The sequence below is a fragment of the Vibrio sp. GJ43-1 genome (assembly GCF_055808835.1).
The window spans coordinates 3,006,513-3,020,083 of the sequence record NZ_CM147884.1 but is presented as its reverse complement, the minus strand read 5'-3'; the positions used below and the strand labels follow the sequence as shown (position 1 = coordinate 3,020,083).

General features: G+C 44.6%; 11 protein-coding genes and 3 pseudogenes. 8 read left to right on the top strand and 6 right to left on the bottom strand.

All coding sequences use genetic code 11. The features are described from left to right. Positions 1 to 20: 20 nt before the first annotated feature. Positions 21 to 566: a SecY-interacting protein gene (gene syd / locus AC0L66_RS14425; protein WP_265673783.1), complete on the top strand. Its 546-nt coding sequence runs from the start codon at positions 21 to 23 to the stop codon at positions 564 to 566. 35 nt (positions 567 to 601) lie between these two features. Then, the gene (locus tag AC0L66_RS14420) at positions 602 to 1,378 is read left to right on the top strand and encodes a Zn-ribbon-containing protein (RefSeq protein ID WP_265673784.1); all 777 of its coding nucleotides are present in this window, start codon (positions 602 to 604) and stop codon (positions 1,376 to 1,378) included. A gap of 136 nt (positions 1,379 to 1,514) precedes the next feature. On the opposite strand, the gene AC0L66_RS14415 is transcribed toward AC0L66_RS14420, so the two are convergent. Genes AC0L66_RS14415 through metN form a run of 3 tightly spaced genes read right to left on the bottom strand, consistent with a single transcriptional unit; the run spans position 1,515 to position 4,065 of the window. Beyond that, complete coding sequence (locus AC0L66_RS14415; protein WP_265673785.1) at positions 1,515 to 2,327, bottom strand: MetQ/NlpA family lipoprotein; 813 nt, start codon at positions 2,325 to 2,327, stop codon at positions 1,515 to 1,517. Positions 2,328 to 2,360: 33 nt separating this feature from the next. Beyond that, on the bottom strand, positions 2,361 to 3,038 hold the full coding sequence (locus AC0L66_RS14410) for a methionine ABC transporter permease (RefSeq protein ID WP_265673786.1): 678 nt from the start codon (positions 3,036 to 3,038) through the stop codon (positions 2,361 to 2,363). Beyond that, positions 3,028 to 4,065 carry a methionine ABC transporter ATP-binding protein MetN gene (gene metN / locus AC0L66_RS14405; protein WP_473567771.1) on the bottom strand — a complete coding sequence of 346 codons (1,038 nt, stop codon included), beginning with the start codon at positions 4,063 to 4,065 and terminating at the stop codon, positions 3,028 to 3,030. Before metN ends, AC0L66_RS14410 begins: the two co-directional genes overlap by 11 nt. 199 nt (positions 4,066 to 4,264) lie before the next feature. On the opposite strand from metN, the gene gmhB reads away from it, so the two are divergent. From gmhB to treC, 5 genes and pseudogenes are all read left to right on the top strand, one after another. Continuing rightward, positions 4,265 to 4,834: a D-glycero-beta-D-manno-heptose 1,7-bisphosphate 7-phosphatase gene (gene gmhB, locus AC0L66_RS14400; protein WP_473567770.1), complete on the top strand. Its 570-nt coding sequence runs from the start codon at positions 4,265 to 4,267 to the stop codon at positions 4,832 to 4,834. Between the two features lie 129 nt (positions 4,835 to 4,963). Beyond that, entirely contained in the window at positions 4,964 to 5,338 is a 375-nt protein-coding gene (locus tag AC0L66_RS14395) for an MliC family protein (protein ID WP_473567768.1), read from the top strand. A 20-nt stretch (positions 5,339 to 5,358) separates the two neighbouring features. Continuing rightward, positions 5,359 to 6,304, top strand: a pseudogene (gene treR / locus AC0L66_RS14390) (trehalose operon repressor TreR). 236 nt (positions 6,305 to 6,540) lie between these two features. After that, the gene (gene treB / locus AC0L66_RS14385) at positions 6,541 to 7,965 is read left to right on the top strand and encodes a PTS trehalose transporter subunit IIBC (protein ID WP_473567766.1); all 1,425 of its coding nucleotides are present in this window, start codon (positions 6,541 to 6,543) and stop codon (positions 7,963 to 7,965) included. Positions 7,966 to 8,025: 60 nt separating this feature from the next. After that, positions 8,026 to 9,712, top strand: a pseudogene (treC, locus tag AC0L66_RS14380) (alpha,alpha-phosphotrehalase). Between the two features lie 112 nt (positions 9,713 to 9,824). Here the strand turns inward: treC and AC0L66_RS14375 are convergent. Then, positions 9,825 to 10,426, bottom strand: a pseudogene (locus tag AC0L66_RS14375) (YitT family protein). Between the two features lie 348 nt (positions 10,427 to 10,774). Here AC0L66_RS14375 and glyA point away from each other — a divergent pair. Beyond that, entirely contained in the window at positions 10,775 to 12,025 is a 1,251-nt protein-coding gene (gene glyA, locus AC0L66_RS14370) for a serine hydroxymethyltransferase (protein ID WP_473567765.1), read from the top strand. A 92-nt stretch (positions 12,026 to 12,117) separates the two neighbouring features. Here glyA and AC0L66_RS14365 read toward each other — a convergent pair whose 3' ends face one another. After that, positions 12,118 to 12,447 (bottom strand): hypothetical protein, encoded by a 330-nt coding sequence (locus AC0L66_RS14365; protein WP_102468849.1) that lies wholly within the window; start codon positions 12,445 to 12,447, stop codon positions 12,118 to 12,120. A gap of 156 nt (positions 12,448 to 12,603) precedes the next feature. Continuing rightward, positions 12,604 to 13,569 carry a lipoyl synthase gene (lipA, locus tag AC0L66_RS14360; RefSeq protein WP_473567764.1) on the bottom strand — a complete coding sequence of 322 codons (966 nt, stop codon included), beginning with the start codon at positions 13,567 to 13,569 and terminating at the stop codon, positions 12,604 to 12,606. Positions 13,570 to 13,571 lie beyond the last annotated feature (2 nt).

Genomic DNA, 13,571 nt, shown 5'->3' with positions numbered 1-13,571 from the left:
CGATGATAAGTGGAGATAATATGAATCAAAGTGTACAACAGGCGTTAGAAGCTTTTGCTAAGCGTTATGAAGAGTCATGGCAGAAAAAGCACCAAACGCTCCCAGCGAATGAAGCGTTATATGATCTAGTTTCTCCATGTATTGAAAGCAAAGATGACCAACAGGTATTCTGGCGTGCGAGCTTACGTGAAACACCAGAGCAGTTAGAGAGTATTGAGCGTGGTATAGAGCTATTGATTCATGATGATGTCAAAGCGTTCTACGGTCATCAGTACAGCGCGGACATGGACGCCACATGGCAAGGCAATACTTTAACGCTGTTGCAAGTGTGGAGTGATGAAGATTATGTTCGCTTGCAAGAAAATATATTGGGGCACTTAGTCACTCAAAAACGCTTGAAACTAAAACCGACGATTTTTATTGCCGCTACCGATGCAGATATGGATGTGATCTCGATATGTAACATTAGCGGACAAGTCATATTAGAGCGCTTGGGCACTGATCGCCGTGATATTATTGCTGACGACTTAGCTTCATTTCTTAATGGGTTGGAGCCTAATGTTTAATAAAAACCCATATTCAAAGGAGCTTAGCGCTTAATATGTACGTTGTAGAGCTTCAATTTGAGTGTTTTGACAACACTACGATCACCGCGGTAGAAAAAGGCATTAATGGCTTAATGGACGCGCTTCGCTTTAATGGCCAAGTACTTGGACGAGAGTTTCCTATCGTTATGGGGGATGGCGAGTTTTATGTTCGGGTTGTCTGCCCTGAACAAGACAGCTTACATCCTAAAAACCATTCAGATTTTGTTAAAGTTTGCTTTAAGCGATTGTCGGATGCGTTTTTGCTGGCACCCAAAATGCGTTTACTGGGACAAGATTTAAACTCAGAAGAGTCAGCGGAGATCACGCCGCCAAGTTGGCAGGTGCTGTACACGACTTATGTTCATACGTGTTCGCCATTGAGAAGCGGCGACACCTTATTGCCGATTCCTCTGTATCGTAATCCACCGACGCTAAATGGTGACCATAAGTCTGTGATTAAATGGCAGACGGAGTGGCAAGCGTGTGATGAAGTGCAGATGGGCGGAGGCTGCAGAGCTGAGCATGCCACACTTAGAGAGTTGAGCGATGTTAGCAGTGATCTGTTTAGACGTGGTTGGGATCTTCGTGGCCGTATTGAGTTCATGACTCATATCCCGACTTACTATTACCTTTATAAAGTGGGCGGTAAGAGTCTCGCGGAAGAGAAGGCGCGTAAGTGTCCTAAGTGTGAGGGTGAATGGTTACTTGATGAGCCACTGCACGACATTTTCCATTTTAAGTGTGAGGATTGCCGACTCGTTTCTAATATTTCTTGGGATCACCTAAAGTAGGGCGCAGACTAGCCAGTATTTTCGACTGATAATAAAAAAGGTTGAAGCGTTTAGCTTCAACCTTTTTTAATGCGAACCGAGAGTTGCATCATGGTAACCTATTGGATTTTCAAATAATTAAAAATCCGTACCGTATTTATTCCCAGCCTTTAACGACGCCACCTTGGAAGATGTCAGACGCTGCGTTGTAAACCTCTTCTGTTTGGTAAGCTTTAACAAAGTTTTGCACATTTTCAGCGTTTACATTGTCTTCACGAGCCACAATCAGGTTCACATAAGGTGACTCACTGTTTTCAACAAACACACCGTCTTTTTCTGGCGTTAAGTTGATAGAGCTTGCGTAAGTGGTGTTAATGATTGATAGCGCTACATCGTCAAGAGAGCGTGGTAGTTGCGCCGCGTCCAGTTCAACAATCGTAATGTTTTTTGGGTTTTCTACAATGTCACGCACAGTGGCTGCAAGATCAGCCCCTTCACGTAATGTAATAAGACCTTGCTGCTCAAGCAGCAGTAGCGAACGACCAAGGTTAGTTGGATCGTTTGGTACGGCAATACGTGCGCCTTCCGCTATCTCGTCAACAGAAGTGACCTGCTTAGAGTAGCCTGCGATAGGGTAAACAAACGAGTTGCCTGCAATAGTCAGTTTGTAGCCACGGTCAGTCACTTGTTGATCAAGATATGGCTTATGTTGAAATGCGTTAAGATCAATTGAGCCATCATCCAGTGCAGCATTTGGCGTTACATAATCAGTGAACGTAACAAGCTCAACATCTAAGTTGTATTTTTCTTTCGCGACTTTCGCTGCGACTTCTGCAACTTGAGCTTCTGCGCCAGCCATTACGCCAACTTTGATGCTGTTAGTGTCCGCTTCTTTTTCACCACAACCTGATAGCACAAGTGCTGATGCTGCCGCTGCGATAGCAAGCAAACCTTTAACATTGAATTTCATGACTTTCTCCTTGTTATAAACTTTTTAACTGCTTTATCTGTGATCGACGCGACGAACAATGTGATCGCCAATCGATTGAATAATTTGAACTAATACAATAAGCATGACCACAGTAACGGCCATAATCACGACATCGTATCGATGGAATCCATATCGAATCGCAACATCACCTAAGCCACCACCGCCCACGGTTCCTGCCATAGCAGAGTAGCTGACTAACGTGACTAGCGTGATCGTGACTGAATTCACAATGGTTGGTAATGCTTCTGGAAGCAACACTTTGGAAATAATTTGATATGGCGTCGCGCCCATCGACTGGGCGGCTTCAACCAAGCCGCTTGGGACTTCTAGTAACGCGCCCTCAATAAGGCGAGCCACAAATGGAATGGCACCAATCGTTAGTGGTACGATCGCTGCGGTAGTACCAATGAATGTGCCGATTAGCAGCTTGGTGAGCGGGATAATCGCGACCATAAGGACGAGGAAAGGCACAGAGCGACCCATGTTAACAATCGCACCAAGGATATTATTGAGGCGAGTATTTTCAAGTAATCCACCTTTTTTAGTGGTGTGTAAAATAACACCAAGAGGAATACCTACAGCAAAACCAACGACACCAGCAACCGCCACCATGTAGAGGGTTTCCCATGTTGCGCCTAGTAGCAGTTCACCATTAAGGGACAGCCAATCTGAAACAGAATTAAAGGACATAACCGAGTACCTCTACTTTTACGTTGTGGTTGCGCAAGTATTCTATTGCCGCATTGTCATCAAGTTCGGTGCCAAAGAGCTCAGCAACCATCATGCCGAATTTTACGCCACCGTCAGCGTAATCGAGATCAGAGCTAAGAATGCTGATATCGATATTGTATTTGCGAGCGATTTGCGAAATAAGTGGAGCATCAACCGTTGCACCCGTGAATTCAAGGCGAACCAATGGATAGCTGCCTTCGACTCGGCTGGTTTGCAATCGACGTTGGTAATCTTCAGGAATGGATAAGTCCAATGTCGAGCGAATGAACTGGTGCGCAAGTTCAGTTTTTGGGTGAGCAAAAATGTCACCAACTGACCCTTTCTCTACCAATCGACCGTCACCGATAATCGCCACTTGATGACAAATACTTTTTACCACGTCCATTTCATGAGTGATCAATAAAATGGTGATGTTAAGTTTACGATTAATGGTTTTAAGCAGCTCTAAAATAGATTGGGTGGTGGCAGGATCTAATGCGCTGGTCGCTTCGTCACACAATAATACTTTAGGGTCGGAGGCAAGTGCGCGAGCGATAGCAACACGTTGCTTTTGTCCACCACTTAAATTGGCTGGGTACGTATCACGTTTATCGCCAAGGCCAACCAGTACCAATAATTCAGATACTTTCGCTTCGATTGCCGCTTGGCTTTTGCCTGCCAATTCAAGAGGAAGAGCAACATTTCCAAAAACAGTGCGAGATGAGAGCAAGTTGAAATGCTGGAAGATCATGCCAATATTACGGCGAGCTTGGCTGAGCTCTGATTTAGAGAGCAGAGTAAGATCAACGCCATCAACAATCACTGCGCCAGACGTCGGTGCTTCAAGCATATTGACGCAGCGAATAAGGGTGCTTTTCCCTGCGCCAGATGCGCCGATCACGCCAAAAATTGTGCCTTCTGGAATATGAAGGTCTATATCAGCAAGCGCATTGATGGCTTTAGTGCCTTGATAAAACACTTTGTTTACCTGATTAATTTCGATCATCTAATCAACCTGAACTCTATGAGTAGCATAAAAGTTTGAACTACATCCCAATTACTAGAAGATGCTATGGGTTTTGCTTATTTGTGTCAATGGATATTTTTACGTCTAGACGTCTAAACGTCATTTTCATAGTGATGAAGCGATCAAAGCATGTAATAATTCAGTCTATTAACACCTATATATAAGAAGAGAGTGACCTGTGGCCAAACCCGCCGTATTTTTGGATCGTGATGGCGTGATAAACGTTGATCATGGTTATGTCAGTGATGAGCATGATTTTGAGTACATCGATGGTGTATTTGAAGCGGCCAAAAAATTAAAACAGCTTGGCTATATGCTGGTGGTGGTGACCAACCAGTCCGGCGTCGCTCGTGGTATGTTTTCTGAAGACCGCTTCATGTCATTGACACAATGGATGGATTGGAATTTTAGCGACAATGGTGTGGAGTTAGATGGGATTTATTACTGTCCTCATCATCCCGAGCATGGTATTGGCGAATATAAGCAAGACTGTGAATGTCGTAAGCCAAAACCGGGTATGTTTATTTCAGCACGCGATTTTCTTGATATTGATATGGCGAACTCTGTCATGGTGGGCGATAAAGCTGAAGATTTGATGGCAGCCGAAGCGGCTGGGGTGACAACCAAAATTTTGGTCAGAACCTGCAAGTTGGTAACTGAGCGTGGTGAAAGTATTGCTTCAGTGGTGTTAGATAGTATTCGTGACGTGCTTAGCTTATCTTGCCAAATAAACTGCCCGTATGACTAGGCTACTTGAATCATAGCCTTTACGTGAATGCGACAAGAAAGGAAAACGGGCTACGGAACTGAATGACTGACTAAGGTTATGATGGCGATAAAGCTATGATGGCGATAAAGCAAAGGAGTGCAGATAAATATGAACGTCAATAAATGGCAGTACTTGCTGGTAGGCAGCGTACTTAGTGTTGCTGCTGGTTGTAGTCAACATGCTGCCGAGACCGAGCAAAGTGCAAACTCACTGTATCAGAACGATGCAAGCCGTGAGCTTTCTTCGACTTTGTATCAATGTGAATCGGCTGAATTTGTGGTTACGGCTTTAGATGATGAGCAAGTGCTAGTGCTTATTGATGGCACAGAAAATCACTTACATCGTGTGCCTTCTGCATCTGGAGTGAAATATACACTAGATGGCCAGCTAGAAAATGATGCGGAAGTGGCACTGTTTACCAAAGGTAAGCAGGCAATACTGACGATATCAGGTCAAACGTATAATGGCTGTATGACGAAATAACGTCAAAGATTGAAGGTAATATGAGCAAGAAACTCACTATTTTGGACATTGCTAAACTCTCTGGTGTTGGGAAATCGACGGTTTCTAGGGTGCTCACTAAGGATCCTAAAGTGAAGCCCGATACGAGGCAGAAAGTTGAGGCGATTATTGCCGAGCATGGTTATGTGCCGTCTAAATCCGCCCAGTCAATGCGCAGTGGTGGCAACCCCAAGGTTATTGGCGTCATTATTTCTCGTTTGGATTCCCCTTCAGAAAACAAAGCGGTGAGCGGCATGCTCAGCGTATTGTACGCAGCTGGTTATGACGTTGTGATCATGGAAAGTCAGTTCGATCCAGAAAAAACCAATGAGCACCTGACGGTGTTACGCAAGCGTAATGTGGATGGTGTCATTGTTTTTGGTTTCACTTCTCTTGATGTGGACGAGGTGAGCCGTTGGCAATCGAAAGCGGTGGTGATTGCGATGGACACTGATAAAGTATCGTCGATTAATTATGACAACCAAGGGCTCATTCGGTCTGTACTCAGTAAGTTGGCGACAGATGGTTTAACGAATTTGGCCTTTATTGGCGTCGATCCTACAGATAAAACTACAGGGTTAGCACGTTTAACGGCTTATCAGGAGTGGTGTGAAGAGCAGGGAGTTGCGCTTTGCTACCAGACCGGAGCGCTTCACCATGACAGTGCTTACCATTTAGTGGATAAAGTGATTAGTACTCAGTTGCAAGCACTGGTTTGTGCCAGTGACACGTTAGCACTTGGCGCGGTGAAACGCTTGCAGGAATTGGGTCGCGAAGATGTTGTGGTAACCTAGTATTGGTGGCAATGAGCTTCTCTCATTTCTTTTCCCCAAAGTGTATAGCATTGACCCAGGTTACCAACAAGCTGGCAGTAAAGCCGCTCACTTGTTGATCAGTCAGCTAGAACAGGGAGAATCTATTCAGCACCTCACTCAAGAAGCCGTTTGACGTCAGCGACTTCCTTTCGTTGATCTTTCTCATTATTAACAACAAACGCTGTAAATTTGACCAAAGAGTGTGATCATGCTCAATTAATGGGAATGTTCCCATTTTGTAAGGTGCGTTCTGGTGGCACACTGTGCTTACTCTCTTTTGGGAATGTTCCCATTATTGAGGTGAAGATACTATAATTCATTAGAGGTGAGCGGAGATTCATCTCAATTATCAGAAAAGGTCTGTATACGATGAGCCATATAGCCAAACAAGATGTTGCTGCCATCATTGACGGTGTCGGGGGGCAAGAGAATATTGCCAGTGTCAGTCACTGTCTTACTCGTCTTCGTTTTGTATTAAACGATACCGACAAAGCCGATAAGCGTGCCTTAGAAGCGCTTAAATTAGTAAAAGGGTGCTTTACTAATGCTGGTCAATTTCAGGTCGTGATAGGTACTGAAGTCGATGAGGTTTATAAACTCCTGATTGCCATGACGGGTAAAAGTGAGTCTTCAAAAGATGAAGCTAAAGTTGCCGCACGAAGCAACATGAACATTATAGAGCGCGGTATCTCTCACCTTGCTGAGATTTTTGTTCCGCTGTTACCTGCGATTATTACCTATGGTTTAATTCTGGGCTTTCGTAATGTTATTGGCGACATTCGAATGTTTGATGGTCAAACGTTAACAGAAATTAGCCAGTTTTGGGCCACGGTACACTCTTTCTTATGGTTAATTGGTGAAGCCATATTCTTCTTCTTACCCGTTGGTGTTTGTTGGTCTACCGTTAAAAAATTAGGTGGTACGCCGATTTTGGGGATTACCTTAGGGGTCACCTTGGTGTCACCACAATTGATGAATGCTTACCTTATTGGTAAACAAGTACCTGAAGTCTGGGACTTTGGACTATTTGTTATCGAGAAAGTTGGGTATCAAGCGCAAGTGATCCCAGCAATGTTAGCGGGCGTGGCGTTAGCGTTCATTGAGACGCATTTAAAGCGTATCGTACCGAGTTACCTCTACTTGGTCGTCGTACCTTTTGTATCCATTATCTTATCCGTTGTGCTCGCTCACGCTCTGATTGGCCCTTTTGGTCGAGTGCTTGGTGATGGCGTAGCCTTCGCAGCTCAAGCGGCGATGACTGGGGATTTTGCGGTACTTGGTGCCATTGTTTTTGGTTTTTTCTACGCTCCTTTGGTCATTACAGGGATTCACCACACCACCAATGCTGTTGATCTTCAGTTGATGCAAGAGTTGGGTGGCACACCAATCTGGCCATTGATTGCGTTGTCAAATATCGCACAAGCATCGGCTGTCGTTGGCATCATCATTATTAGTAAGCGAGAAGGTGAGCGAGATATCTCAGTTCCCGCTGCTATCTCGGCTTATTTAGGGGTCACCGAGCCTGCTATGTATGGCATCAACTTGAAGTACAAGTTCCCAATGCTTAGCGCCATGATTGGCAGTGCGGCAGCCGCGGCGATTTGTGGGAGCGCTGGTGTGATGGCAAATGGGATCGGTGTGGGTGGTTTGCCAGGCATCTTATCTATTCAGCCTCAGTATTGGACCGTTTATCTCGTGGCTATGCTGGTGGCTATCGTGATTCCTATCATGCTTACGTTATTTATGTACAAGAGAGCTCAGTCTAAAGGTGAGCTTGAACTCGCCAATGCATAACATTTCAAGGCTCGTATCTGCGAGCCTATTTTTCCTTTTTAAAGTGTAAGTGAGACGGTGATGGGTTTACAGGCTCAGCAACAATGGTGGAAAACCGCCACAATCTATCAAATTTATCCGAAAAGCTTTTGTGATAGCGGTAGTAAAGGGATCGGGGATATTAAGGGGATCACCTCTAAACTCGATTATTTGCAGAACTTGGGGGTCGACGCCATTTGGCTTACACCGATTTATGCGTCACCAATGATAGATAACGGTTATGATATTTCTGATTATTACGCGATCAATCCTGACTTCGGTAGCATGGCAGACTTTGATGAACTGTTGGCACAAGCGCATCAACGCGGTATCCGTTTAGTAATGGATATTGTGGTTAATCATACCTCTACCGAGCATCAATGGTTTCAATCCGCCCTTGGAGACAAAGATAGCCCGTATCGAGACTACTATATTTGGAAACCAAACCAAGATGGTTCGCTACCGAATAACTGGCAGTCCAAGTTTGGTGGCTCGGCTTGGAAGCTGGATGAGAAAACCGATGAGTACTTTCTTCATTTGTTTGCACAAGAACAAGCGGATTTAAACTGGGAGAACCCGGCAGTACGGGAAGAAGTCAAACAAGTTATTGAGTTCTGGGCGAAAAAAGGCGTGGATGGTTTTCGCCTCGATGTCATTAATCTTATTTCTAAGCAACAAACCTTTTTGGACGATGATGAGGGTGATGGGCGACGCTTTTATACCGATGGCCCACGAGTACACGAGTATCTGCAAGAAATTAGTGAAGCGGTATTCCAAAAATATGGCTCTGTGACGGTGGGTGAAATGTCTTCGACAACCCTAGAGCATTGCCAGCAATACAGCGCGCAAGATGGCAAAGAGCTGTCAATGGTGTTTAACTTTCACCACCTTAAAGTCGATTATCCGAATGGAGAAAAGTGGCGTCTTGCTCCATTTGATTTCATCGAATTAAAGCGAATCTTCAATCATTGGCAAACAGGACTCAATGGTTGTGGTTGGGGGGCGTTATTTTGGTGTAACCATGACCAACCTCGGGTGGTAAGCCGCCTTGGTGACGACACGCTCTACCGGAATGAGTCGGCAAAAATGCTCGCAGCTTCGATTCATCTGATGCAGGGAACACCTTATATTTATCAAGGTGAAGAAATCGGTATGACCAACCCAGGTTTTAGTGAGCTATCGCAGTATAGAGATGTGGAAACCCTGACGATGTATCGTGTGATGCAACAAGCGGGACAGTACAGTCACGATGAAATCATGTCCATCTTACAGCAAAAATCACGAGACAACTCTCGTACGCCGATGCAGTGGGATGAGAGTGCTCAAGCTGGTTTTACCACCGAGTGAGTCTTGGATTGGTGTATCAGACAACTACGCAGAGATTAACGCGGCAGCCGCTATAGCAGATGAACAGTCAATTTTTTATTTTTATAAGGATTTGATTGCGCTGCGTAAACAGCTCAAAGTCATCACTGATGGTCGTTATGTCGATCTGTATCCAATGCATGCACAAGTTCATGGTTACATGAGAGAGAACCAAGACAGTCGCTTACTTTGCTTGAACAATTATTATGGCCAAGAGACAACCGTCACGCTGCCGGAACACTATGTTTCTCAAAGCGGCAAGGTGGTCGTGGGGAATTATTCGCACTCAGAGGCGCGTATTGAGCTCGAAGCGGAGATAACCTTAAAGCCGTATCAGACAATGGCGATCTTATTGAAAAAGTAGCCATTAAGCTATTATGCCATAAGCCATAAGCCATAAGCCATAAGCCATTTTGGTAAACTAGCGAGGTGTCATTAGGTAAAAACGCCCTTCAAATTGAGGGGCGTTTTCATTTTTATCCGTAGGTGACCACATACCGAGTCGGTTTGTGATTCATCGCTAAGACAATGTTGAGTACCACGGCGCCGATAATAGAAACCAAAATAATTGGTGGCGCAACGAAGAAGCAAGAGGCCAGCAAAATAGTACAGTCGATGGCAAGTTGAGTTTTACCAACAGAGATGCCAAAACGTTCTTGGATAAATAGGCATAGAACATTAAAGCCACCAAGACTGGAGCGATGACGGAATAAGATCAACATGCCTAACCCCATGAGTAATCCCCCTGCGATTGCGCAGTAAACGGTATTCACATGGTCGACAGACACGACATGATGCATGTTATCGGCAAAAATGGACACGAGCGCACCGGAAATGGCACTGCTCATCGCAAAGCGTTTACCAAAGCGTCGCCAGGCTAATAAGTAGAATGGCGTATTGGCGGCAAAATAGAGCATACCGAATGAAATCGGTAGAAACTGGCTAAGTAATAACGCAAGACCTGTGGTCCCGCCAGTCAGTAATTGAGCCGATTGCAAGAAGAATATGCCTTGGGCCACTATGAAAGTGCTTAGATCAAAATGGCTATCCAGTCTTCTTTACGTGAGTGTTTTTCCATCAAGTTAAAAATCTTCCGATAGTAATTGGCGGCAATAGTATTAAAAAGATGATCGTTTCGATAGCTAGGAGGGGAAAATTACGGTAAACCTATGTAATTCAATTTTTACACACTGTAAAAGGAATTATTGACACTTTAGGTTGCTAATGGGGTTATTTTCTTGCCGTACATGATGCAACCTAACGTTCACTATGAAGAAACTGCATGAAAAAGATCCATTTTTTCCTTTATGACCTAGATCAAATTATGTATTATGCGATTCATCAAACGTGGTGACGAAAACGTTTGCTTTTGGTCATTGTGTGGTTTTTTTGAAACTTTCAGTACAATCTGAGTCAGGAGATACAGATGCTAAAGCGTGATATGAACATCGCTGATTACGATGCGGAACTATTTGCAGCCATTCAAGAAGAAACTCTTCGCCAAGAAGAGCACATTGAGCTTATTGCTTCGGAAAACTACACCAGCCCTCGCGTGATGGAAGCGCAAGGCACGCAATTAACCAATAAGTACGCTGAAGGCTACCCAGGCAAGCGTTACTACGGTGGTTGTGAGTATGTCGATAAAGCGGAAACATTGGCAATCAATCGTGCATGTGAGCTTTTCGGCTGTGAGTATGCAAACGTTCAGCCACACTCTGGCTCTCAAGCGAACAGTGCGGTTTATATGGCGCTTTTGAACCCAGGAGATACGGTTTTAGGCATGAGCCTAGCGCACGGTGGTCACTTGACTCACGGTTCTCCAGTAAACTTTTCTGGTAAGCACTACAATGTCATTCCTTACGGTATTGATGAAGCGGGTCAAATCAACTACGACGAAATGGAACAGTTGGCTGTTGAGCACAAACCAAAAATGATCATCGGTGGCTTCTCTGCTTATTCTCAAATCGTTGATTGGGCACGTATGCGTGAAATCGCAGACAAAGTTGGCGCGTACTTCTTTGTTGATATGGCACACGTTGCCGACTTTATCGCCGCTGGTGTTTACCCAACATCGGTACCACATGCTCATGTTGTTACAACAACAACGCATAAAACACTTGCTGGCCCACGTGGTGGTTTGATTCTTTCAAACGCTGGCGAAGACATGTACAAGAAACTGAACTCAGCGGTTTTCCCTGGTGGTCAGGGTGGTCCTCTGATGCATGTGATCGCGGGTAAAGCGGTAGCGTTTAAAGAAGCGATGGAGCCTGAATTTAAAGCTTATCAACAACGTGTAGTTGATAATGCTAAAGCGATGGTTGCACAATTCCAAGAGCGTGGTTACAAGATCGTATCTAACTCAACAGAGAACCATTTATTCCTTGTTGACCTGATTGATAAAGACATCACAGGTAAAGAAGCGGATGCGGCTTTGGGCTCTGCTAACATTACCGTTAATAAAAACTCAGTACCGAACGATCCACGCAGCCCATTTGTAACCTCTGGTATTCGTATTGGTACGCCAGCGATCACACGTCGTGGTTTCTCTGAAGCTGATGCGAAAGAGTTAGCGAATTGGATGTCAGATGTTCTTGACAATCTTGGCGACGAAGCGGTAATTGCTGCTACAAAAGCGAAGGTTCTGGACATTTGTAAGCGTCTGCCAGTTTACGCGTAAGTGAGCTAAAAGAACTCTGCTATAACAGGCATTAAAAAAACGAGCGTATTAGCTCGTTTTTTTGTGCGTGACGCTTAGCAATTAACGTGAAATTACTTATTTATATTAAGTAACGTGCCAGACTTACACTTGAAGGAGTAGTACTTACGGCTTTCGTTAAATTGCCCTAAGCCTTCACCGTTACAGTAATCAATGTTGATATCTCGCATAATTTCCAGCGTTTTCTCACTGTTCATTGAGAACTTCGCGCCATCTTTACATACTACTCGAACACGGCCATCATCGCTGACTGAGTAAAGGTTCACTTCGGTATTACATAACTCGAATGAAGCTTCTAAGTAATTGTCTTGTTGCGAGTTTTGAGCACAACCCGCAATGAGTGTGGCGGCTATGATGGGTAAACCTATTTTAAGCAATTTCATGCGTACATCCTTGAATGGCTGATGTTTTTCTATAAGCCTACCTAAAAATGACGAAAATGCGAGTACGAGATTGTCATGATGGTCATTTTTCTTAAAAAAAACACGGATAGTGCAACGCACATCCGTGTTTTTTATGTGGGGGACTTTTTACGGCGGTTATTTAATTTCTACGCCTTTCGCTTGTAGATCCGCGTGGTAAGAAGAACGCACAAAAGGTCCACAGGCGGCATGGGTAAAGCCAAGCTCTAGTGCAATTTCTTTAAGCTCATCAAATTCTGATGGTGGTACATAACGCTCAACCGGTAAGTGGTGGCGGCTTGGTGCGAGATATTGACCGAGCGTCAGCATGGTGACGCCATGAGCTCGCAAGTCTTTAAGTACTTGAACAATCTCTTCTTTTGTTTCACCGAGCCCCATCATTACCCCAGACTTTGTTGGAATATCTGGGTGCATAGCTTTAAATTTTTCTAGCAGCTGTAGCGACCATTTATAGTTCGCACCAGGTCGCGCTTTACGGTAAAGGCGAGGGGCGGTTTCTAAGTTGTGGTTGAAGACATCGGGTGGGTTGTCTTTTAATGCTTCTAAGGCAACATCCATACGGCCACGGAAATCCGGTACTAAGGTTTCAATACGAATTTCAGGATTCAGCGTTCGTATTTCACTAGTACAGTTAGCAAAGTGTTCAGCGCCGCCATCACGTAAATCATCGCGGTCAACGGAAGTCACGACCACATATTTGAGTTTCATGTCTTTAATGGTCTGAGCCAGTTTTTGCGGCTCATTAGATTCAGGTGCATTTGGACGACCATGGGCAACATCACAAAATGGGCAGCGGCGAGTACAAATAGCACCAAGGATCATAAACGTCGCAGTACCATGGTTGAAACACTCGGCGAGGTTTGGACAAGACGCCTCTTCACAGACTGAGTGAAGATTGTTTTTACGCATCGCCTTTTTGATGTCTTGAATTCTTTGGCTGTCAGAAGGCAGCTTTATCTTCATCCATTCTGGCTTACGTAGGACTTCTCTTTGTTCCTCCGGCATGTTTTTTACCGGAATCAGTGCCATTTTATCTGCGTCGCGATATTTGACGCCTTTTTCCATTTGTATAGGTTTGCTCATCG

Excerpts from the sequence above, each read along its gene's own strand:
- treB (WP_473567766.1), top strand. The coding sequence starts at position 6,541 with ATGAGCCATATAGCCAAACAAGATGTTGCTGCCATCATTGACGGTGTC.
- AC0L66_RS14395 (WP_473567768.1), top strand. The coding sequence starts at position 4,964 with ATGAACGTCAATAAATGGCAGTACTTGCTGGTAGGCAGCGTACTTAGT.
- AC0L66_RS14415 (WP_265673785.1), bottom strand. The coding sequence starts at position 2,327 with ATGAAATTCAATGTTAAAGGTTTGCTTGCTATCGCAGCGGCAGCATCA.
- AC0L66_RS14365 (WP_102468849.1), bottom strand. The coding sequence starts at position 12,447 with ATGAAATTGCTTAAAATAGGTTTACCCATCATAGCCGCCACACTCATT.
- syd (WP_265673783.1), top strand. The coding sequence starts at position 21 with ATGAATCAAAGTGTACAACAGGCGTTAGAAGCTTTTGCTAAGCGTTAT.
- lipA (WP_473567764.1), bottom strand. The coding sequence starts at position 13,569 with ATGAGCAAACCTATACAAATGGAAAAAGGCGTCAAATATCGCGACGCA.
- AC0L66_RS14410 (WP_265673786.1), bottom strand. The coding sequence starts at position 3,038 with ATGTCCTTTAATTCTGTTTCAGATTGGCTGTCCCTTAATGGTGAACTG.
- AC0L66_RS14420 (WP_265673784.1), top strand. The coding sequence starts at position 602 with ATGTACGTTGTAGAGCTTCAATTTGAGTGTTTTGACAACACTACGATC.
- glyA (WP_473567765.1), top strand. The coding sequence starts at position 10,775 with ATGCTAAAGCGTGATATGAACATCGCTGATTACGATGCGGAACTATTT.
- metN (WP_473567771.1), bottom strand. The coding sequence starts at position 4,065 with ATGATCGAAATTAATCAGGTAAACAAAGTGTTTTATCAAGGCACTAAA.